Origin of the sequence: Peribacillus simplex (assembly GCF_030123325.1) — a bacterium.
Taxonomy (GTDB): domain Bacteria; phylum Bacillota; class Bacilli; order Bacillales; family DSM-1321; genus Peribacillus; species Peribacillus simplex_D.
Map to the genome: position 1 here is coordinate 2,403,423 of NZ_CP126106.1, position 19,018 is coordinate 2,422,440.

General features: G+C 40.0%; 20 protein-coding genes and 3 pseudogenes. 21 read left to right on the top strand and 2 right to left on the bottom strand.

What is annotated here, in order from left to right; all coding sequences use genetic code 11:
- Positions 1 to 416: 416 nt before the first annotated feature.
- Positions 417 to 818, top strand: coding sequence for a YybH family protein (locus QNH43_RS11415; protein WP_283917912.1), 402 nt, complete (start codon positions 417 to 419; stop codon positions 816 to 818).
- A 161-nt stretch (positions 819 to 979) separates the two neighbouring features.
- On the opposite strand, the gene QNH43_RS11420 is transcribed toward QNH43_RS11415, so the two are convergent.
- Together QNH43_RS11420 and QNH43_RS11425 are read right to left on the bottom strand one after the other, a co-directional pair.
- On the bottom strand, positions 980 to 2,413 hold the full coding sequence (locus tag QNH43_RS11420; protein WP_076368931.1) for an aldehyde dehydrogenase family protein: 1,434 nt from the start codon (positions 2,411 to 2,413) through the stop codon (positions 980 to 982).
- Between the two features lie 27 nt (positions 2,414 to 2,440).
- Positions 2,441 to 4,075 (bottom strand): acetolactate synthase large subunit, encoded by a 1,635-nt coding sequence (locus QNH43_RS11425; protein ID WP_283917913.1) that lies wholly within the window; start codon positions 4,073 to 4,075, stop codon positions 2,441 to 2,443.
- A 432-nt stretch (positions 4,076 to 4,507) separates the two neighbouring features.
- Here QNH43_RS11425 and QNH43_RS11430 point away from each other — a divergent pair, with 432 nt between their 5' ends.
- The 20 genes and pseudogenes from QNH43_RS11430 (at position 4,508) to copZ (ending at position 18,984) form a co-directional block, all read left to right on the top strand.
- Positions 4,508 to 5,491, top strand: coding sequence for a tRNA dihydrouridine synthase (locus tag QNH43_RS11430; protein ID WP_283918339.1), 984 nt, complete (start codon positions 4,508 to 4,510; stop codon positions 5,489 to 5,491).
- Between the two features lie 1,052 nt (positions 5,492 to 6,543).
- The gene (locus QNH43_RS11435; RefSeq protein WP_283917914.1) at positions 6,544 to 7,029 is read left to right on the top strand and encodes a peptidoglycan-binding domain-containing protein; all 486 of its coding nucleotides are present in this window, start codon (positions 6,544 to 6,546) and stop codon (positions 7,027 to 7,029) included.
- A 97-nt stretch (positions 7,030 to 7,126) separates the two neighbouring features.
- A pseudogene (locus tag QNH43_RS11440) lies at positions 7,127 to 7,753 on the top strand (amidohydrolase family protein); the annotation flags it as partial.
- Between the two features lie 225 nt (positions 7,754 to 7,978).
- A pseudogene (locus tag QNH43_RS11445) lies at positions 7,979 to 8,182 on the top strand (IS1595 family transposase); the annotation flags it as partial.
- A gap of 143 nt (positions 8,183 to 8,325) precedes the next feature.
- The gene (locus QNH43_RS11450) at positions 8,326 to 8,817 is read left to right on the top strand and encodes a DinB family protein (protein WP_283917915.1); all 492 of its coding nucleotides are present in this window, start codon (positions 8,326 to 8,328) and stop codon (positions 8,815 to 8,817) included.
- 517 nt (positions 8,818 to 9,334) lie between these two features.
- On the top strand, positions 9,335 to 9,595 hold the full coding sequence (locus tag QNH43_RS11455; protein WP_076368937.1) for a metal-sensitive transcriptional regulator: 261 nt from the start codon (positions 9,335 to 9,337) through the stop codon (positions 9,593 to 9,595).
- 39 nt (positions 9,596 to 9,634) lie between these two features.
- Positions 9,635 to 9,940 (top strand): monooxygenase, encoded by a 306-nt coding sequence (locus QNH43_RS11460; protein WP_283917916.1) that lies wholly within the window; start codon positions 9,635 to 9,637, stop codon positions 9,938 to 9,940.
- Between the two features lie 112 nt (positions 9,941 to 10,052).
- Positions 10,053 to 10,532, top strand: coding sequence for a DsrE/DsrF/DrsH-like family protein (locus QNH43_RS11465; protein WP_283917917.1), 480 nt, complete (start codon positions 10,053 to 10,055; stop codon positions 10,530 to 10,532).
- A 28-nt stretch (positions 10,533 to 10,560) separates the two neighbouring features.
- Positions 10,561 to 10,929, top strand: a complete 369-nt coding sequence (locus QNH43_RS11470) for a rhodanese-like domain-containing protein (RefSeq protein ID WP_283917918.1) — start codon at positions 10,561 to 10,563, stop codon at positions 10,927 to 10,929.
- An 18-nt stretch (positions 10,930 to 10,947) separates the two neighbouring features.
- Positions 10,948 to 11,244 (top strand): rhodanese-like domain-containing protein, encoded by a 297-nt coding sequence (locus QNH43_RS11475; protein WP_076368940.1) that lies wholly within the window; start codon positions 10,948 to 10,950, stop codon positions 11,242 to 11,244.
- Positions 11,245 to 11,298: 54 nt separating this feature from the next.
- Positions 11,299 to 11,871, top strand: a complete 573-nt coding sequence (locus QNH43_RS11480) for a sulfurtransferase TusA family protein (RefSeq protein ID WP_283917919.1) — start codon at positions 11,299 to 11,301, stop codon at positions 11,869 to 11,871.
- Positions 11,872 to 11,899: 28 nt separating this feature from the next.
- Positions 11,900 to 12,295, top strand: a complete 396-nt coding sequence (locus tag QNH43_RS11485) for a DsrE/DsrF/DrsH-like family protein (RefSeq protein ID WP_283917920.1) — start codon at positions 11,900 to 11,902, stop codon at positions 12,293 to 12,295.
- A 48-nt stretch (positions 12,296 to 12,343) separates the two neighbouring features.
- Positions 12,344 to 13,471, top strand: coding sequence for an MBL fold metallo-hydrolase (locus tag QNH43_RS11490; RefSeq protein WP_283917921.1), 1,128 nt, complete (start codon positions 12,344 to 12,346; stop codon positions 13,469 to 13,471).
- A 42-nt stretch (positions 13,472 to 13,513) separates the two neighbouring features.
- A pseudogene (locus QNH43_RS11495) lies at positions 13,514 to 13,740 on the top strand (sulfurtransferase TusA family protein).
- 51 nt (positions 13,741 to 13,791) lie between these two features.
- Positions 13,792 to 14,571, top strand: a complete 780-nt coding sequence (locus QNH43_RS11500) for a sulfite exporter TauE/SafE family protein (protein ID WP_283917922.1) — start codon at positions 13,792 to 13,794, stop codon at positions 14,569 to 14,571.
- Positions 14,572 to 15,103: 532 nt separating this feature from the next.
- Positions 15,104 to 16,003, top strand: coding sequence for an ABC transporter ATP-binding protein (locus QNH43_RS11505; protein ID WP_283917923.1), 900 nt, complete (start codon positions 15,104 to 15,106; stop codon positions 16,001 to 16,003).
- Positions 15,996 to 17,246, top strand: a complete 1,251-nt coding sequence (locus QNH43_RS11510) for an ABC transporter permease (RefSeq protein ID WP_283917924.1) — start codon at positions 15,996 to 15,998, stop codon at positions 17,244 to 17,246. Before QNH43_RS11505 ends, QNH43_RS11510 begins: the two co-directional genes overlap by 8 nt.
- A gap of 153 nt (positions 17,247 to 17,399) precedes the next feature.
- Positions 17,400 to 17,702, top strand: coding sequence for a hypothetical protein (locus QNH43_RS11515; RefSeq protein WP_283917925.1), 303 nt, complete (start codon positions 17,400 to 17,402; stop codon positions 17,700 to 17,702).
- A 720-nt stretch (positions 17,703 to 18,422) separates the two neighbouring features.
- Complete coding sequence (locus QNH43_RS11520) at positions 18,423 to 18,761, top strand: metal-sensitive transcriptional regulator (RefSeq protein ID WP_230303800.1); 339 nt, start codon at positions 18,423 to 18,425, stop codon at positions 18,759 to 18,761.
- Positions 18,762 to 18,777: 16 nt separating this feature from the next.
- Positions 18,778 to 18,984, top strand: a complete 207-nt coding sequence (gene copZ, locus QNH43_RS11525) for a copper chaperone CopZ (protein WP_283917926.1) — start codon at positions 18,778 to 18,780, stop codon at positions 18,982 to 18,984.
- Positions 18,985 to 19,018 lie beyond the last annotated feature (34 nt).

The following is a 19,018-nucleotide window of genomic DNA, read 5'->3' on the forward strand; positions in this document are numbered from 1 at the left end:
GTTTCAGCCTGAGATAGTGTTGGACGAAAAGCAACAAGATATGTTTGTGAATCACCTTGAAAAATAATTCATGAAAAGGAGCGCCAAGAGGTGCTCTTTTTTCTATGTATTGATTGTAATTAACTTTTTTAAAGGTGAGAAGCTGTTTACTCCACATTGCTGATAAATGCAAATAAACCTTTTGGTATTTACGTTCTGTAATCATTTCACTTTGCTTCAAGTTGAAAGTTGCATGAAACATACCGTAATGAGAATGAACCATGGTAATCCATTATCTATAACCCTAATGTGCATTCAACTTTTATTTAAATGATTTAAACATACTCTTTTCTCTTAATGAGCAGGAAACCCCGTCATGGCAGTCGAACATCAATTAGTAACAGAGCGGTCTAATTAAGCTGAATAGGAGGGTGAATATGCAGAATCATGAGCTGGAACAAGTCATAAAAAATGCGGACAGGGCAATAAACAATGAGGATTTCGATCATTTAATGGAGTTTTATTCAGAGGAAGCGACTTTAGTTGTCAAACCTGGAACATTCGCAAAAGGGAAAGAGGAAATTCGTCGTGCATTCATTGCTATCGCTGAATACTTTAATCACAGTTTAATCGTCAATCAAGAAAAGATGGCAATAATCGAAACGGGTGATACGGCATTGGTTGTGGCAAAAGCCCAGCTTAGTGCCAATCAAAAGGACGATTCCGAATACTCAATGGAAAGAACTGCGACTTATGTTTTTAAAAAGTATTCCACGGGTACATGGCGCTGCATAATCGACAACTCTTATGGTGCTGAAATAATTGAAGAATTGAAGTAATTGGTGAAAGCTGCCGTTATGGTGGCTTTTTATTTTTTCAAGACAGCAAATATATATCTTCTATAACTACAACAAAAAACAATAATTTACGAAAAAACAAGAAGGCGATATCTTTAAGATATCGCCTTCTCATATACTTCGGTTTAAAATTTTTCTTGTGTTCATTCGTCGCTTATTTTAAAGCTGATAAACTTCTGCTCCATCATTTCCTGCATCGCATATTTGACGCCTTCCCGGCCAACACCGCTGTCCTTCCAGCCGCCATAAGGCATATTATCAATTCGGTAAGTTGGGATATCATTGATTACGACCCCACCTGTTTCCAAGCGTTCCGCCGCATAAAAAGCTCGTTCTATACTCGGTGTCATCACTCCTGAGTTCAATCCGTAACGCGAATCATTTGCATCATTGATGGCATCATCCAGCGTATCGAAGGGGAAAATGCAGACAATTGGACCAAATACTTCGAAACGAAATACCTTTGAGTCACGATTTACATTGGTTAAGACGGTAGGCAATAGTACATTGCCTTCCACTGTACCGCCGCACTCAATTTTTGCTCCTTCCTGTACTGCCTCGTCGATCCAACTTTGTAACCGTTCCAATGATTTTTTTGAAATAACCGCTGTAATATTTGTATTTTCCTCCAGGGGGGAACCGATGACAAGCTGTTTTGTGGCACTGACGAATCGATCTAAAAATTGTTGGTATAGCGATTTGTGGACATAAATTCGTTGAATCGAGATGCACACCTGCCCATTATTCGTAAATGAACCCATCACACTTCTTTGAATAATTTTATCGATGTCGACACCTTCATCAACAATGAAAGGCGAGTTGGATCCGAGTTCAAGTGTAAGCTTGCGGAAGCCTGCCTGCTGCTGGATAAGGTGTCCGACCTCTACACTGCCTGTGAAAGTCACTTTTTTTACATATGGATGGGTCGTCAACGCTTCACTTAAAACATCCCCTTTGCCCGGTATGATGTTCAAAACTCCATCCGGCAACCCTGCTTCTTTAAAAATATCGGCAAGAACCAGTGCACTCAACGGGGTTTGTTCGGCAGGTTTTAACACAATCGAATTTCCAGCCGCAATAGCTGGACCAACTTTATGGGCGACCAGATTAAATGGAAAGTTAAAGGGTGTGATCGCGGTAACGACGCCAATCGGGGTGCGAACCGTGAATCCAAAACGGTTTACCCCACCAACTGCAGCATCCATCGGGATTTGTTCTCCATAATTGTTCTTTGACGCTTCTGCAGCAAAACGATAGGTCTGAACCGTACGATTCATTTCTTCACGAGCATTTCGAATCGTTTTCGCAGCCTCCAGAGAAATGATTTTCGCAAGTTCTTCACTGCGTTCTTCCATGATTGCTGCAGCTTTAAATAAAATTTCCGCTCGTGCATGAGCCGGGTAGGATCGGTATTTCTGAAAAGCTGCATTTGCCTCGACAATCGCTTCAATGGCATCTGCTGGTTCAGCCTGTCCGATTTGTGCAATTTCTTCGTTTGAATGGGGATTATATAATGGCTCATATGATTTAGCCTCCCGCCATTTACCACCAATCCACAATTGCCACTTTTTCTTCATCTGAAATCCCTCCAATAATATCTGCCTTTATAATTTACAAATATAATCACCTAATGTTTTAGAGAGCTTTACATTTTCCGAATAATCGACATCCACATCAATCAAGACAATTTCCTGACTCGAAATCGCTTCTTCCAATGCATGAAGCAATTCATCGGAGTGGGTTACTTTCACTCCTTTAACACCAAAACTTTTTGCGAAGCTTAAAAAGTCTGGGTCTGTAAATTCAATCGCATTCGTACGATCAAATTTATTCAATTGCTTCCACTCAATTAGGCCGTATTTTGAATCATGGAAAATGACTATCACGAAGGCAATACCTAGACGTTTTGCAGTTGCCAATTCAACCCCATTCATCAGAAATCCGCCATCTCCTGTAACCGCAATGACAGGTTTATCAGGTTTTGCCAGTTTGGCTGCAATTGCGCCAGGAATGGCAATTCCCATCGATGCAAAGCCATTAGAAATGATGGTGTGATTAGGCATTTCCGGCTGATACATCCGGGCCATCCATAATTTATGGGCTCCCACATCCGAAATGACAATGGCATTGCCTTTTTCCGCCCTTTTCAAATCGGCGATAATTCGCTGAGGAATGATAGGACTTCCTGAAACATCATCCGAAGAATGAAATTTTTCTATGATTTGAGACCTTAACCTTTTCACTTCAGGCCAAAGCTCCTTTTCCACTACACCAGTGGACAACGCTTCAAGTCCCTCCGTAACGTTCCCGACCAATTCGGCTTGGACGGGGTAATAAGCATCAATCTCAGCAGGTCGAGCATCAATATGAATAATCGGATTCATTGCCTCATCGTTCCAATACTTTGGCAAATACTCGACGAAATCATAGCCGACGGTGATAATAAGGTCGGCCAAATCAAACCCGCATAGAACATAATCCCTTGCTTGCATTCCTACTGTAAAAAGGGTCAATGGATGGTTGGAAGGTAAAACTCCTTTGGCCATGAACGAATTCACAACGGGAATTTGCTTCTCTTCTGCAAATTTCCTCAAGGCCTCAGCAGCTCCATCGCGGACTACGCCATTACCAGCTAGAATAATAGGCTTTTTTGCGCGATTTATTAATTCGACGGCTTTTTTGATTTCTTCCTCTGCAGGGCGGGATCTAGGAAGTGGTGTAACCGGAAGAGGTTCACCTTCAGTATCCATCATCGCAACATCTTCGGGGAGTTCGATATGAACAGCTCCCGGCTTTTCTATGACTGCAGTTTTAAATGCTTTACGGATAATTTCCGGAATCGTATGCGGCACCTTAATTTGTTGATTCCATTTCGTTACTTCCTTAAAAACCCCAATAATGTCCACATATTGATGCGACTCCTTATGAATTCGATCAAGGCCCGCCTGACCTGTAATCGCGACAACAGGGGAATAATCCAGATAAGCACTTCCTATCCCTGTCAATAAATTTGTTGCCCCCGGTCCCAATGTACCCAAGCAGACGCCAGGCTTTCCAGTTAGCCGGCCATAGATGTCTGCCATAAAAGCTGCAGCTTGTTCATGATGAACCAAGATGAATTTAATATCAGAGCTTATTAGAGAATCAATAAGATCCGTATTTTCCTCACCAGGTATCCCAAAAATATACTGAACCCCTTCATTCTCCAAACATCTTATAAACAAATCAGATGCCTTCAAATTATTCCCTCCTCGACGATTTCGATTTCTTCATTTCTTTCCCTATATGTTGGCTTTGTCTACTGGAAATTATGTACTTGCGTATTGTTAAAACCATTTAGAACATTGGCAACTCTATAATACTTTTGCGATTTCGGGGGCCTTTTTCTGTTAACCCCTTGTCAATCCAGTGTTCTTCCAATTTTCTTTTCAGTCTTTTTTAGCAAAACTTTATTTTTACTCGAACAGTGGAATGTTGGTTGATGGGGTGGATTCAGCAGAAGATATTTTGGTTTTACAGAGATTGTGAAGTTAAAATAAACATTTCCGCAGTTTGATAAAAAGTGCTTAATCATGGTATAAGTGTAAAAGAAGCAGGGACATTTTGCTTTTTAATTTTGGGATAAGGGGTTGGCCTGGTATCCCACATCATGAGAGGATTTGAATTTGAAGATGATAGATAATTTTTGGCGTGATTTACCACGACCATTTTTTATATTGGCACCAATGGAAGATGTGACGGATGTAGTTTTTCGCCATGTAGTGAGTGAAGCAGGCAGACCTGATGTGTTTTTTACAGAGTTTACAAACACGGAGAGTTATTGTCACCCAGAGGGCATCCGTAGTGTGCGTGGGCGTTTGACTTTTACGGAGGATGAACAACCAATTGTAGCCCATATATGGGGGGATAAGCCTGAATACTTTCGGCAAATGAGTATTGGTATGGCGAAACTAGGCTATCGGGGTGTGGATATCAATATGGGCTGTCCTGTTCCTAATGTGACACAGAATGGGAAGGGAAGTGGCCTTATCCGTCGTCCAGAAGTTGCAGCAGATTTAATACAAGCAGCAAAAGCAGGAGGATTGCCCGTAAGTGTAAAGACTAGGCTTGGTTTCACGGATGTAGACGAATGGCACGACTGGCTGACACACATATTGAAACAAGACATTGTTAATCTTTCCATTCATCTGCGTACAAGAAAGGAAATGAGCAAAGTAGATGCTCATTGGGAACTAATCCCGGAGATTAAGAAACTTCGTGACCAGGTGGCACCAGATACACTCTTGACGATCAATGGGGATATCCCTGACCGTCAAACTGGCTTAAAGCTCGCTCATCAATACGGCATTGATGGGATTATGATTGGGCGTGGTATTTTCAATAATCCATTTGCCTTTGAAAAGCAGCCGAAAGATCATAGTAGTAATGAATTGCTAGATCTCTTAAGGCTGCATCTGGATCTCCATGATAAATATTCAAAATTGGAGCTGCGTCCGTTCAAGGCTCTTCATCGCTTTTTTAAGATTTATGTCCGTGGGTTTCGAGGGGCAAGTGAATTAAGAAATCAATTGATGAGCACGGAGTCAACAGATGAAGTGCGTGCATTGCTCGAAAACTTTGGGTCAAAGAATCTTGATGGAATGGGGGAACAGTAGAAATATCCCAATTCAAGGTAAAAGCGAAGTAGGATGTTAAACTGGCCTGCCCACAAAAAGTAGGGTTTATACTAAGCAGTTAATTGGCTAATGTGAAGGCGGTACTCATTCCCGCCAATTTTTGCTTTATATGTTTGTTATTATAGTAATCTATGTAAGGTTATGAATTTAAAAGGAAGTAAATGGGGTAGACGATTATTTTCTTCAATATTTTAGATGAATTATCAGCTTACAAGTATAAAACACAGATAAAATGGCGTCTTAAATGAAATATTGCTAACGGAATCAGGTGATACTGGTTCCGTTAGTTTTTTTGTAAAATCACCAACACCACTTGTGTTGTCAATTACAGTCCACGCACGTGGAGGTATAGTAAAAAAAAACCCTACCTTTCATCTCATTAATATTTATGATTGCATAGAATTTCTATGAATCTATTTATGCAAAAGTACTGTATAAAAGATATTTTAGAAAATTGACAGGGAAAGGGTCGTGGATTCGAATCCCTCACAGGTCATCACCTACCAAAGGCTCAAATCCTTGATATAACAGTGGTTTGTGCCTTTTTTATTTTGTCTTGTTGGATGCGTTTAGATCAACTATAGTGATTTGCTCACATTTTGCTAACGGGACCTCTTAAAGGAGTTGTGGAAAATATCAGCCACTTCCATCTTGGTTTGGCATCATATGGGCGTAATGCTCTAACGTGATGCTAGGTTTCGGATGTCCTATAGAGTTTGTACGTTGACGATATCTACCCCTTCAGAAATCAAGACGGAAGTGTGTGTGCCGGATATCGTGAAACCGAATGGGTGTTACGTTAGCCTCTTAAAATGCCATCTTTATTTCCTATACAATTATTAATTGCAAGACCATGATCCCGTTATCATTGGCCCGAATAAAAGGTTTGATCGGGATGTCGGTGATTAGCTATGGTTCATTACTGTTTGTTTAGCATGTTCAAAACAGGACATTGGTCGGAAGGGAAATATAAAATCCGAGGGGAAATGGTAAGGGAGTTCGGATGTACAAAAGAAGAGGGAGATGGAGCTATGAAGAAATTACTTACTAGTTTAGTAGTATTAGCAATGGCCCTTGGGATATCTTTTTCCACTGCTTCAGCATCAGCTGGAGGGTTTCACCATCCCGAAAGCTGGGATAAAAACTCTATTTTGCGGAAGGACTCTCATGGGGTGGAGATCAGAAATATGCAGTATATCCTGAATGTCATGGGTTTTTATACGGATTCAGCAGTGGTTGACGTTGATGGAATTTTTGGACCAAAAACCGAAGCTGGTGTAAAGAAATACCAAAAAGAAAACAACTTGAAAGTGGATGGTGTGGTTGGCCCCCGGACTTGGGATAGCTTCTCGCAATATATTAAGAAGTTTGGTAATGAAACATATGGAGCAGGCGGAAACATGGGACTAAGAATTAAATGGAAGTACGACAATTCTTCCTATACATCCGGTTCTAAAGCCTATATTTACGGTAATGGGGATACATTAAGCGACCAATATCGCTTGTACGCGAATTGAGATACGTGAAGGACCAATGAAGCTCCCCCTCATATGAAAAACGTGCCTATAAATAGGCACGTTTTTATTTTTGGCTTTCACGAGTTGACTTTTATGTTCTACACATGCACTCATAGAACTTGCAGCTGAAGCGGATGCAGATATAGATTTGCATTTACATGAACCTGGTCACCTGGGAATTTATACGATGAAACGATTGGCAAAACTTACAGAAGAAGCAGGCTGGCAGGGAAGAGTTACAATTGGACATGCGTTTGGACTCGGGGATGTTCCCGTTGAAGTGGCAGCCGATGCGGCGGAAACTTTAGCTCAAGCGGGTATTTCAATTGCTTCCACTGTACCTATCGATATTCCCACAATTCCAATCCCATTGCTTCATGAAAAGGGTATAAATGTCTCGCTTGTAAATGACAGCATAACGGATCATTGGGACCCATTTGGCACAGGGGACGTGCTTTACAAAGCTAGTCTGATGGCTGAACGTTTCGCTTGGATTGATGAGTGGTCTTTAGGACGAGCCCTAGGTTTTATCACTGGCGGGAAAATGCCTCTTAATTCAGAGGGGGAGCGAGTTTGGCCGACCATTGGTGATAGAGCGGATGCTGTTTTTGTGGAAGCTAGTTGTTCAGCGGAAGCAGTCGCAAGACGTGCAAGGCGCCGAGCGGTAATGCACAAAGGGAAAATTGTTTCAGGTTCTTTCAATCAAATCTTAGCAAAAAATTAACATAAAAAGCGTAAAAACGCTATTCTTTTTGTAGAAATATACAGAAATGATGGAGTTTATGAGTTTTGCTGTTCTTAGATGAAAAATTGAATCTATTTTCAAGAAAAACCTCTTATGGTGCCAAAATAATTGAAGAATTGAAGTGATTAGTGAAAGCTGCCGTAAATGGTGGCTTTTATTTTTTAGGCTTTGATAAAGAATAATTTGCTCAAACGGTTTTTCTGTAATGAACTAAATTACCGAGAGCGAGTGAGTTTTAATGGTGTAGCGGCTAAATATCTAGACCATTATTTGAGCTGGTTCCAATTCTTAGACACCATCAAACATATAAAAGATAACTTTACGATAACCAAAATGGTTTTAGACAGTTGTTCTTTCTCAGTTAACACAACTTATGATAAACTAAGGTTATCAGAATTTTCCAAATAACGGAATGTTCATTGTTCCGTTAAAGGGCCAGTTTAATTGAATTGGCATGACACCTTAATTAGTGACCTTTCTTCAACAAGCCGCAAATGAATTTTGACCAAAGGGATTATCCAGTAAAGGGTTTAAATTGGAGGGAATAGAAAATGGATGTAAAAACACTTTTATCACAGCAATGGGCAAGCTGCTTAGATGAAGAAGACTGGTTTCCACCACTTGAAAAAGTGCTGGAGGACATCACTTTTGAACAGGCAATTTGGAAACCAGCTGATGGGGCAATGAATTCCATTTGGGAATTAGTTTGTCATTTACTTTTCTATGAAAAGAGATATCTGATGCGATTTCTTGGTGAAACAGCGAATGAACCACAGGCAGAAAATAATGACTCTACATTTCGATTACCAACTGAGACGTTAGAAAATTGGAAGGAAACAAAACAAGAATACTATTATGTTCATCGTGAACTTGGAAAAATTCTAGCAAAATCAGAACATGAAGATTTGTATAGACAGATTCCAGGAGATAATTCATTAGTGCTTGAACTGAAGAGTTTAGCAATGCACGACGCATACCATATTGGGCAAATTGTATTTCTTAGTAAAATGCAAGGTGCTTGGGCAGGGAAACGAAGCTTTTAAAAAAGCTTCATTAGCTTTACAGTTATTCCATTATAGGGGGCTTTAATGGAATAAGAACATAGGGGGCTTTAATGGAATAAGAATGGGAACGTCCAAATCGGACGTTCCCATATTTGATACCTGAAAAACAACAATACTTACCAAAGCCATTTTTTAATAAAGGTGTGAATTAAACGGCTTGACAATATACCCCTATAGGTATAATATGAACTCACAAGTTAAAAATGCGCAAATTCACGAGTAAAACGTGCAAACTTACGAGTAAAATGCGCAAATTCACGAGTAAAGCACTCATACTCACGAGTAAAATGTGCAGACCCACGAATAAAGCACGCAAATTATGGATATTAGGGCTCAATAGCGTGAGAATGTTGATAAAGAGGCTTTGAATATTCCTTAAGACTATTTGAAGCGTTAATTTGGACATGAACTTGGGGCTGCTTCTTAATCGGATAAGGTAATAAGGTAATCAGTTGAGTTTAGTAATTTCATTTGTAAAAAGATGGGTGGACAGATTATGGAGTATGATAAAAGTGTCATTAATCGCCTGAAGAGGATTGAAGGACAAATCAAGGGTGTTCTTGGTATGATGGAGCAGGGACAGGATTGCAGGGAAATCGTCACTCAATTGTCGGCTGCACGTAATGCCATCGATAGGACCATGGGTGTTATCGTAAGTGCCAATCTTGAGCAATGCGTTCGGGAAAACGTTGAAAAAGGCGAAGGCACTGATCATCTAGTCAAGGAAGCGGTTGAGCTACTGATAAAAAGCAGGTAAAAGAATTTGACCTGACCTTTAGAAAAAGGAGTGTTATTCATGACTTATATTTTACAAGTGGATTTTAAAATGGAGGGACCATTTGGCCACGAAATGGTAAAAGAATTTACTGTTTTAGCAAAAAGCATTAATGAAGAAGAAGGCTTGATCTGGAAGATTTGGACCGAAGACAGAGGGGCAAAGGAAGCTGGTGGCATTTATCTGTTTGAAACGAAGGAATCCGCATGTAAGTACTTGACTATGCACACAGCTCGGTTAAAAGGGTTTGGTATCGAGAAGGTTAACGGAAAAATTTTCGAAGTGAATGAAGTTTTGACTTCAATCAATCATGGACCAATAAAATAAAGAAAAACCTTCATTTTTTTAGTGAAGCAGGTTGACGAATTATATTTTTTAGAATAATATATACCCCGTAGGGTATAAAAAGAAGCGGACTATCGATCAGGGGGAAAACATAATGACTGAAAAGAAAAGAACGACGATCATATTATTTAGTGGTGATTATGATAAGGCAATGGCTGCTTATATCATTGCAAATGGGGCGGCGGCTTACGATCATGAAGTGACCATTTTCCATACCTTCTGGGGATTGAATGCCTTAAGGAAGGATGAGACGGTTTCATTGAAAAAGGGTTTTCTGGAAAGAATGTTTGCAAAAATGATGCCGCGTGGTTCAGATAAAATGGGTCTATCCAAGATGAACTTTGCTGGGATGGGTCCTAAAATGATCAAACATGTGATGAAAAAGCATAACGCCATGTCACTCCCAAATTTAATTGAGTTGGCCCAAGAACAGGAAATCAAACTAATAGCCTGTACGATGACAATGGATTTATTGGGCTTGCAGCAAGAGGAATTAATGGATGGAATTGAGTATGCAGGTGTTGCGGCTTATTTAGCTGAAGCAGAGGATGGAAATGTAAACTTATTTATATAATTTTGGGTTCGGGAGGGATGATGTTCAAATGGGAACTATATTTAATCTCATCATATTAGGTTTCATCGTTTGGTTATTATATCAGCGATTTGTCCCGGCAAAGGGGATAAAAAATATAAATGCGGCAGAGTTAAAAGCTGAGCTGAGTAACAAAGGAAATAAGCAATTCATTGATGTCCGTACTCCTAATGAATATAGGGGCAATCATATTAAGGACTTTAAAAATGTACCTTTAAGCGAACTTGGCAAAAGGGCACAAGAACTTTCTAAAGATAAAGAAGTGGTTGTGATCTGCCAAAGCGGGATGCGGAGCAGTAATGCATGTAAAGCATTGAAAAAACTAGGATTTAAAGAAGTCACTAACGTAAAAGGCGGCATGAGTTCTTGGCGCGAATAAAAGGAGGATCTTAAAAATATGAAAGATATTTTACCGAATGAAGTGAACGCATTATTGAAGGGAAACTCGCCAGTCCACATTATTGATGTGCGGGAGGTGGAGGAAGTAAAGGCAGGGAAAATACCCAATGCTTTGAATATCCCGTTGGGTCTAGTGGAATTTAGAATGCAGGATCTGGATAAATCAAAAGAGTATATCATGGTCTGCCGGTCAGGGGGCAGAAGTTCAAGGGCCGCACAGATACTTGAGGATCATGGATATAAAGTGTTGAACATGGTGGGTGGTATGAATGGATGGGAAGGTCCCACAGAATAAATTTTAAATTAGAATATACCCCCATACCTATTAAGGGAACAAGGAGGATATAAAATGATTAAAACAAATTCCGTTTTGGATGCTAAAGGTTTAGCTTGTCCAATGCCAATCGTAAAAACGAAAAAAGCCATGAGTGGCCTGGAAGCAGGGGAAGTGCTGGAAGTTCAAGCGACTGATAAAGGGTCAACTGCCGATATGAAAGCGTGGACGGAAAGTACAGGTCATCAATATTTAGGTACAGTTGAAGAAGGAACCACACTAAAACATTATCTTCGGAAAGCGAGCGGAGAAGAAACAGAAGTGAAGAAGCATGAAAAAATCATTTCAAATGAAGAACTTCTTCAAGTCATGGAAGAAAATCGAAATATGATCCTTCTGGATGTACGAGAATCCGCAGAGTATGCTTTCCATCATATTCCAGCATCAATATCCCTTCCAATGGGTGAATTGGAACAACGTATGGGTGAACTTGATAAAGAGTCAGAGATCTTCGTGATTTGCCGTTCTGGCAGCCGAAGTGATCTTGCTGCACAAAAGCTGACGTCGGCTGGATTTGAACAGGTATTCAATGTTGTACCTGGCATGAGCCAATGGAACGGACCTACACAAAAATCCGTTAAAGAATAAAGGTGACTCTAAAATGGAGGAAAATATCATGACTAACAAAGTAGCTATAATCGCAAGTAATGGTGGTGTATTTGACGCATATAAAGTGTTTAACATCGCAACGGCAGCAGCAGCAACAGATCAAGAAGTGGCCATTTTCTTTACATTTGAAGGCTTGAATTTAATTCATAAAGAAATGAATGGACAGCTTCCTTTGCCTGAAGGTAAGGAGCATTTTGCCAAAGGTTTTAAAAAGGCTAATGTTCCTTCCATTCCGGAATTAGTTACTATGGCACAGGAAATGGATGTCAAGTTTATTGGGTGTCAAATGACCATGGACGTTTTGGGGATGGAAAAAGAAGCTTTAGTTGACGGTATCGAAGTAGGTGGGGCAATCACATTTTTAGAGTTCGCTAAAGATGCCGATGTTACATTAACCTTTTAATGAAGGTAAAAATTTTTGGAATTTTTAATACTATAGGGGGTATACAGGATGACGTTTAAGCAAATGACAGCCGCTGAGGTTTCAATGAAGGTAATCAAAAAAACAGACTTATTTATTTTGGATGTTCGAAATGAAAGTGACTTTAATGATTGGAAAATTGAAGGGCAGAACTTTGAATTCCTTAATATCCCTTATTTTGATCTACTGGATGGCGTAGAGGAAATCCTCGATCAAATCCCGGCCAATAAAGAAATCCTGGTAGTATGTGCAAAGGAAGGCTCATCTGTCATGGTAGCTGAAATGCTATCTGAAGCTGGATTGGATGTTTCTTATTTAAAGGGCGGCATGAAAGCATGGAGTGAACACTTGGAACCAGTTAGGGTCGGCGAATTGACCAATGGCGCAGAAATTTACCAATTTGTTCGACTTGGTAAAGGCTGTCTATCTTACATGGTCATCTCCAATGGTGAAGCAGCCGTTATTGATTCTACAAGAATGATAGATGCCTATCTTGATTTCGCCGATGATATCGGAGTGAAAATTACACATGTTCTGGATACGCACTTACATGCCGATCATATTTCTGGTGGAAGACGAATAGCGGAAGTAACAAATGCAGCCTACTGGCTGCCGCCAAAAGATGCGGCTGAAGTAACTTTTGAATATCAGCCATTAGAAAGCGGTAAAGTGATAACGATCGGTCATACAGCGATTGATATCCAAGCATTATACTCACCGGGCCATACCATTGGATCCACTTCATTTGTGGTCGATCAAAAATACTTGCTTTCCGGGGATATACTGTTCATTGATTCCATTGGAAGACCGGACCTAGCTGGATTGGCTGAGGATTGGGTAGGGGATTTGAGAGAAACACTTTATACACGTTATAGAGAATTATCGGACGAGTTAATTGTATTGCCATCACATTTCATGATCATCGATGAATTGAATGAAGACGGAAGTGTCGCTAAAAAGTTGGGTGCGCTGTTTGCTGACAATCATGGATTGAACATTACAGATGAAACGGAATTCAGAGAGCTGGTAACAGGTAATTTACCGCCTCAACCAAACGCTTATCAAGAAATCCGCGAAACCAATATGGGAAAGGTCGAGCCTGATGATGAAAAACAACGGGAAATGGAAATCGGACCAAATCGTTGTGCGGTTCGCTAATACTGATAAAAATAGAATCCAAGAAAATAGGAGAGATGAAATATGAATTCAGATAAAGTGTTAGACGCTAAGGGACTTGCATGTCCAATGCCGATAGTTAAAACGAGAAAAGCGATGAATGATTTGCAAACCGGGCAGTTCTGGAAATACATGTAACCGATAAAGGAGCTAAAGCCGACTTAGCGGCTTGGTCAAGATCTGGTGGCCATGAACTGGTGGAAACGGCTGAAGAAAATGATATACTGAAATTTTGGATCAGAAAAGGCTGATAAAGGGAAGGGAACCATTAGGGTTCCCTTCTTTTAAGGGAGGCACTTATAATGGATATCACCTTTATTTTGACCATCTTTTTGATTGGTTTTATAGGTTCATACATTTCTGGAATGCTCGGCATCGGCGGCTCGATAATAAATTATCCAATGCTGCTGTTCATTCCTCCGATCTTTGGTTTAGCGGCATTTAGTGCCCATGATGTGACAGGCATAAGTGCTGTACAAGTCTTATTCGCTTCCATCGGAGGTATATGGAGTTATCGGAAGAGCGGACATTTAAATACAACGCTTATTCTCTATATGGGGATCAGTGTGTTAATCGGAAGCGTGGTAGGAAGTTTTGGATCACAATCGATGTCGGAAAACGGAGTGAATATCGTCTATGGCGTTTTGGCGTTGATAGCGGCTGTCATGATGTTCATACCGAAGAAAGGGATAGATGACATTCCTTTGGATCAAATTACTTTCAACAAATGGCTTGCGGCCATCCTTGCCTTAATCGTTGGTTTAGGCGCTGGTATAGTCGGTGCCGGAGGGGGATTTCTATTAGTTCCGATCATGCTTATCGTTTTAAGAATTCCAACCAGGGTAACGATTGCGTCTTCATTAGCCATCACTTTCATTTCATCCATAGGTGCAACAGTAGGGAAAATCTCAACGGGACAAGTCGAATACTATCCGGCATTAATCATGGTTGTTGCTAGTTTAATGGCATCTCCGCTTGGGGCAATGGCCGGTAAAAAAATGAAGGTAAAAGTTCTGCAAGTCATACTGGCCCTATTGATTTTAGCGACGGCTGTGAAAACCTGGGTGGGTATCATGTCTTGAGGCACTTTCTTGCAGGAAGTGGTGGGTCCTGGGGAGAGTTCATCACGGTCATCAAATTTTTTATTTATGAACCAGTTATATAAGGGTTACCAAGGATTGTACCACTTCTAAAGAAGTGGTATTTTTTATTGACATTTTTTGTGATTGTAAGCTCTTGTTAGGGATCTTCAAAATAAGTTTAATCAAGTTTGAATATTTGGAAGCAAATCTTGATTTTTCCACTGTTTTGTCTTTTTCAAGGGCGTCCTGTTTGTGCTGCGAATTCAACTCTAATGTTTAGGTTGTATCAATTTTTAGTATTTACCCATTAATTAAATATAAATTTCGTGAGTAATTGAAAATACGCATATGGGTACCTGCAGAAATCAGCTAAGGTATTTTGGATCTCCATGCAATCTGGGGATAGGGCATTTTATGAGGAAATTTGCATATAATCGAAGGGAAAAAGAGTTATATAGTCCTGTGTGATAGTTGAAATTGGAAAACCTTTCCGGTAACATATAATGAGAATCATATAATAGGAGGTTGTCCATTGGCTTTACAAATTAAAGAAGTTACGAAAAAATTCGGGGAATTCACTGCTGTCAACAAGCTTGATTTAACTATCCCCGAAAAAGAAATGTTCGGCTTTTTAGGCGGGAACGGAGCGGGGAAAACGACTACGTTCCGAATGATACTCGGCCTGCTTGACCCGACTGAAGGGGAAGTGACCTGGGATGGTAAAAAAATCGATTATACGACCAGTTCATTGATTGGCTATCTTCCTGAAGAACGCGGACTATATCCAAAACTGAAGGTGCGCGATCAAATTGTGTATTTGGCTAGATTAAGAGGGATGAACAAAAGGGATGCTTTGAAAGAATTGGAGTATTGGCTGGACCGCTTTATGGTTCCTGAATATATCGATAAGAGAGTTGAAGAGCTTTCAAAGGGAAATCAGCAAAAAATCCAGCTAATCGCATCCATGATCCATAAACCTGAATTACTTATCCTTGACGAACCCTTCAGCGGCCTGGATCCAGTGAATGTGGAAATACTGAAGAAAGCCGTCATCGACTTAAGGGACAGCGGTACGACAATCGTTTTCTCTAGCCATCGCATGGAGCATGTTGAGGAGATGTGTGAGCATCTTTGCATCATGCATAAAGGTTCTCCTGTTGTGGCTGGAAAATTAAAAGAAATCAAGCGTTCTTTTGGTAAAAAGAATGTGTCAATTAAAGCTGATTTTGATTTATCCTTTTTGGATAATTATTCAGGTGTAACAAAAGTAAAGAACACGATGGAAGGAAAGATTCTTCAAGTCACTGGTGAAGATGTGGCTGAGAACATGATTCGTGATCTTGTTCCAAGAGGTTTCGTCAGGAAGTTCGAATTGGAAGAACCATCGCTGACGGATATTTTCATTGAAAAAGTGGGTGCCGTCTATGAATAACTTTTGGATTGTCCTTTCCCATACATATCTATCAAAATTAAAAACGAAATCCTTTATCATTTCTACAATCATTATGATGGCCCTGATTCTTGTCCTTACGAATATTTCGAATCTTATTGATAAATTCGACAGTGATGATCAGGAAAAGGTTGCCGTCATCGATCAAACTGAAGGTAGCTTATTTGATTCTTACAAAAAAGCGGTAGCAGGTGTGAACGACGACCTATCGATAATATCCGCCCAGGATGAAAAGGAAGCGGAGAAAATGGTCAACGCGGAAGATATCGTTGGGTATTTGTTAATCGAAAAGGATGAAACCGTCGGCTTCAAGGGAACGTATAAAGCGAATCAAATTTCAGATTCTGCGGTAAGTAATGATTTGCTTTTAGCGCTTACCCAATTGAAGGGTCAAATAACTGCGAAGGAATTGAATTTGACAGAGCAGCAAATCGCTCAATTGAATACGCCGCCAGCATTTGATACGATTGCGCTTCAGAAAAATGCAAAAACGGAAGAGGATCTCAATCAAGCACGAGGTCTCGTGTATGTGCTCCTATTCGTCATTTACTTCGGTGTATTGATGTATGCAACGATGATTGCAATGGAAGTGGCTACGGAAAAAACATCACGGGTCATGGAAATCCTGATTTCAAGTGTCCCGCCAGTAACACAGATGTTTGCCAAAATAATGGGTGTTGCTTTGCTTAGTCTTACGCAAATGATTTTATTTTTTGGAGTGGGCTATTTCTCGATTAAACAAAACTTGACAGGTATGGATGAAGGATTCTTTTCATTTTTCGGTTTCGGAAGCACCGATATCTCAACTATCATTTATGCAATCATCTTCGCTTTGCTTGGTTATTTTCTTTACGCGACTCTTGCGGCATGCCTTGGGTCCGTTGTCAGCAAAATTGAAGATGTCCAGCAAATGATTTCACCGATGACCATGCTAGTCGTCATTGCATTCATGATTGCGATGTTTGGACTGGGGAATCCGTCAGCGAGTTATATTACGATTACATCTTTCATTCCATTTTTCACGCCTATGATCATGTTCTTGCGCGTAGGGATGCTTGAAGTTCCATTCTGGGAAATCGCCATCAGCATTGCTGTGTTGATCTTAACCATTGTTTTACTTGGAATTATCGGAGCAAAAATCTATCGTGGTGGAGTCTTGATGTACGGAAGCTCAAAATCACTGAAAAGCATCAAGAATGCATTGCAACTATCAAAGAAAAATTAACATGCAGCCTGGATCCTTCATTTCTGATGGAGGTATTCAGGTTTTTTACTAAGTTAATAATTTCAATTTATGAAAAAGGAACGAAAAGCAACATAGATATAAAGGAACATTAATATATTCCAGTTAGGCAACCACGATTAGGAGTGAATTATTATGAGCAATCTGGTAACGTTGACGATAGCTTCAGAAGCGTTTCTCTTGCTATCCTTCATCATTATTATTTTATCAAGCAGGAATCTGAAAATGAATGTTCTCTGGGTCATCCTCCTCATAATTGGAGGTGCACCGCTTCTATATTTAGCCATTGATCATGTGAAAAACGATTATATGGATGCAAATATCGGGTTGGGCCTCGCCTTTATGTTTACCTGGATATATAGCGCTGTAGCCTTTATCATTGCCATCATTCTTTTAGTGAAGAAGAAAAGGAATAATAATATTTCAAAAGAACAGTAAACATTACATTTTGGCATCGTAAATTAAATGAAAATAAAAAGGCTGAGGATGCATGAGTATCCTCAGTCATTTTTTTTGACATTCCTGGTTCGGAATGCTCTCACCCTGAACCAGGAATGTTGATTTCCTCTCCAGGCACTCGCTTTCCGCGGGCGGTCCGGGAGCCTCCTCGACGCTTCGCGCCTGTGGGGTCTCCCTTGGACGCGCTTTTCTAAGCAGGAGTCTCGCACACCCGCTCCAATCAACTTATTCAGATAAAAACACTTTTGTCTAAAAAAGGGGGCTGAAGTAGCTCACCCCGAATCCTTTTTTAAATTGTTTGTCCTTCATGTTTTTACCTTTTTATACGGGGTGAAATCTCATTAGATTGAAAAAATTTTCGACACACCTGTCGAAAAACTGGCTAGCCGAGACACCACAGTCGCTTGCTTTGATGAGGCTTGGCAGACAGTCGACTTCTGTAATCAACTGAATATTGTTTGTCATCAGTGTTTTTATGTTAACTGGTTGAATAAAACATACTATCCTTTTCTTAGGCAAATAGGTTCTTGGCGGTCTATGTCCATGATAGTACAACTCATAAAATGTCCGTTTCTTAGCTTAAGAATAGAAAACATTATTAAACGAATAGTAATAAATAAGGAACATAAATCTTTTTCTTTGCATAGGGTAGTAGGGTATGGTATATTAATTTTCGAGGAGGGATGGGAAATGGATGAAATGTTGAATGGTAAAGATTCTGTGAATGAAGAAGAATGCTGTACGACCTCTTCCCACGGCCGAAAGAGTCATCACTCAGAAGCAGTAAAAAAGAATTTAACGACCCGGTTGAATCGAATTGAAGGTCAAATTCGCGGTATAAAGGGTCTTATTGAAAAAGATACGTATTGTGATGATGTGATTACCCAAATAGCAGCTACACAAAGCGCGATGAATAGTGTAGCCAAGATATTATTGGAAGGCCATCTAAGGAATTGTGTGGTCGAACGCCTGAATGAAGGGGATACAGAGGTTATAGATGAAGTGCTTGTAACGATACAAAAATTAATGAAAAAATAAAGGAGCAGATGTTGAAATGGAAAATGTAACATTGAGTGTAAGTGGAATGTCTTGTGGTCATTGTGTGAATGCAGTTGAAGGGAACGTAGGAAAACTTGCAGGTGTTGAAAGCGTAAAAGTGCATTTGGACGCAGGAAAAGTAGATGTAGCGTTTGATAAGGAAAAAGTATCACTTGAGAAAATAAAAGAAAAAATCGATGATCAAGGCTACGATGTCGAATAAGTCATGTGAGTGCTGTTAAGCACTTTTTTTTACA

Excerpts from the sequence above, each read along its gene's own strand:
- QNH43_RS11415 (WP_283917912.1), top strand. The coding sequence starts at position 417 with ATGCAGAATCATGAGCTGGAACAAGTCATAAAAAATGCGGACAGGGCA.
- QNH43_RS11420 (WP_076368931.1), bottom strand. The coding sequence starts at position 2,413 with ATGAAGAAAAAGTGGCAATTGTGGATTGGTGGTAAATGGCGGGAGGCT.
- QNH43_RS11430 (WP_283918339.1), top strand. The coding sequence starts at position 4,508 with ATGATAGATAATTTTTGGCGTGATTTACCACGACCATTTTTTATATTG.
- QNH43_RS11435 (WP_283917914.1), top strand. The coding sequence starts at position 6,544 with ATGAAGAAATTACTTACTAGTTTAGTAGTATTAGCAATGGCCCTTGGG.
- QNH43_RS11450 (WP_283917915.1), top strand. The coding sequence starts at position 8,326 with ATGGATGTAAAAACACTTTTATCACAGCAATGGGCAAGCTGCTTAGAT.
- QNH43_RS11455 (WP_076368937.1), top strand. The coding sequence starts at position 9,335 with ATGGAGTATGATAAAAGTGTCATTAATCGCCTGAAGAGGATTGAAGGA.
- QNH43_RS11460 (WP_283917916.1), top strand. The coding sequence starts at position 9,635 with ATGACTTATATTTTACAAGTGGATTTTAAAATGGAGGGACCATTTGGC.
- QNH43_RS11465 (WP_283917917.1), top strand. The coding sequence starts at position 10,053 with ATGACTGAAAAGAAAAGAACGACGATCATATTATTTAGTGGTGATTAT.
- QNH43_RS11470 (WP_283917918.1), top strand. The coding sequence starts at position 10,561 with ATGGGAACTATATTTAATCTCATCATATTAGGTTTCATCGTTTGGTTA.
- QNH43_RS11475 (WP_076368940.1), top strand. The coding sequence starts at position 10,948 with ATGAAAGATATTTTACCGAATGAAGTGAACGCATTATTGAAGGGAAAC.
- QNH43_RS11480 (WP_283917919.1), top strand. The coding sequence starts at position 11,299 with ATGATTAAAACAAATTCCGTTTTGGATGCTAAAGGTTTAGCTTGTCCA.
- QNH43_RS11485 (WP_283917920.1), top strand. The coding sequence starts at position 11,900 with ATGACTAACAAAGTAGCTATAATCGCAAGTAATGGTGGTGTATTTGAC.
- QNH43_RS11490 (WP_283917921.1), top strand. The coding sequence starts at position 12,344 with ATGACGTTTAAGCAAATGACAGCCGCTGAGGTTTCAATGAAGGTAATC.
- QNH43_RS11500 (WP_283917922.1), top strand. The coding sequence starts at position 13,792 with ATGGATATCACCTTTATTTTGACCATCTTTTTGATTGGTTTTATAGGT.
- QNH43_RS11510 (WP_283917924.1), top strand. The coding sequence starts at position 15,996 with ATGAATAACTTTTGGATTGTCCTTTCCCATACATATCTATCAAAATTA.
- QNH43_RS11515 (WP_283917925.1), top strand. The coding sequence starts at position 17,400 with ATGAGCAATCTGGTAACGTTGACGATAGCTTCAGAAGCGTTTCTCTTG.
- QNH43_RS11520 (WP_230303800.1), top strand. The coding sequence starts at position 18,423 with ATGTTGAATGGTAAAGATTCTGTGAATGAAGAAGAATGCTGTACGACC.
- copZ (WP_283917926.1), top strand. The coding sequence starts at position 18,778 with ATGGAAAATGTAACATTGAGTGTAAGTGGAATGTCTTGTGGTCATTGT.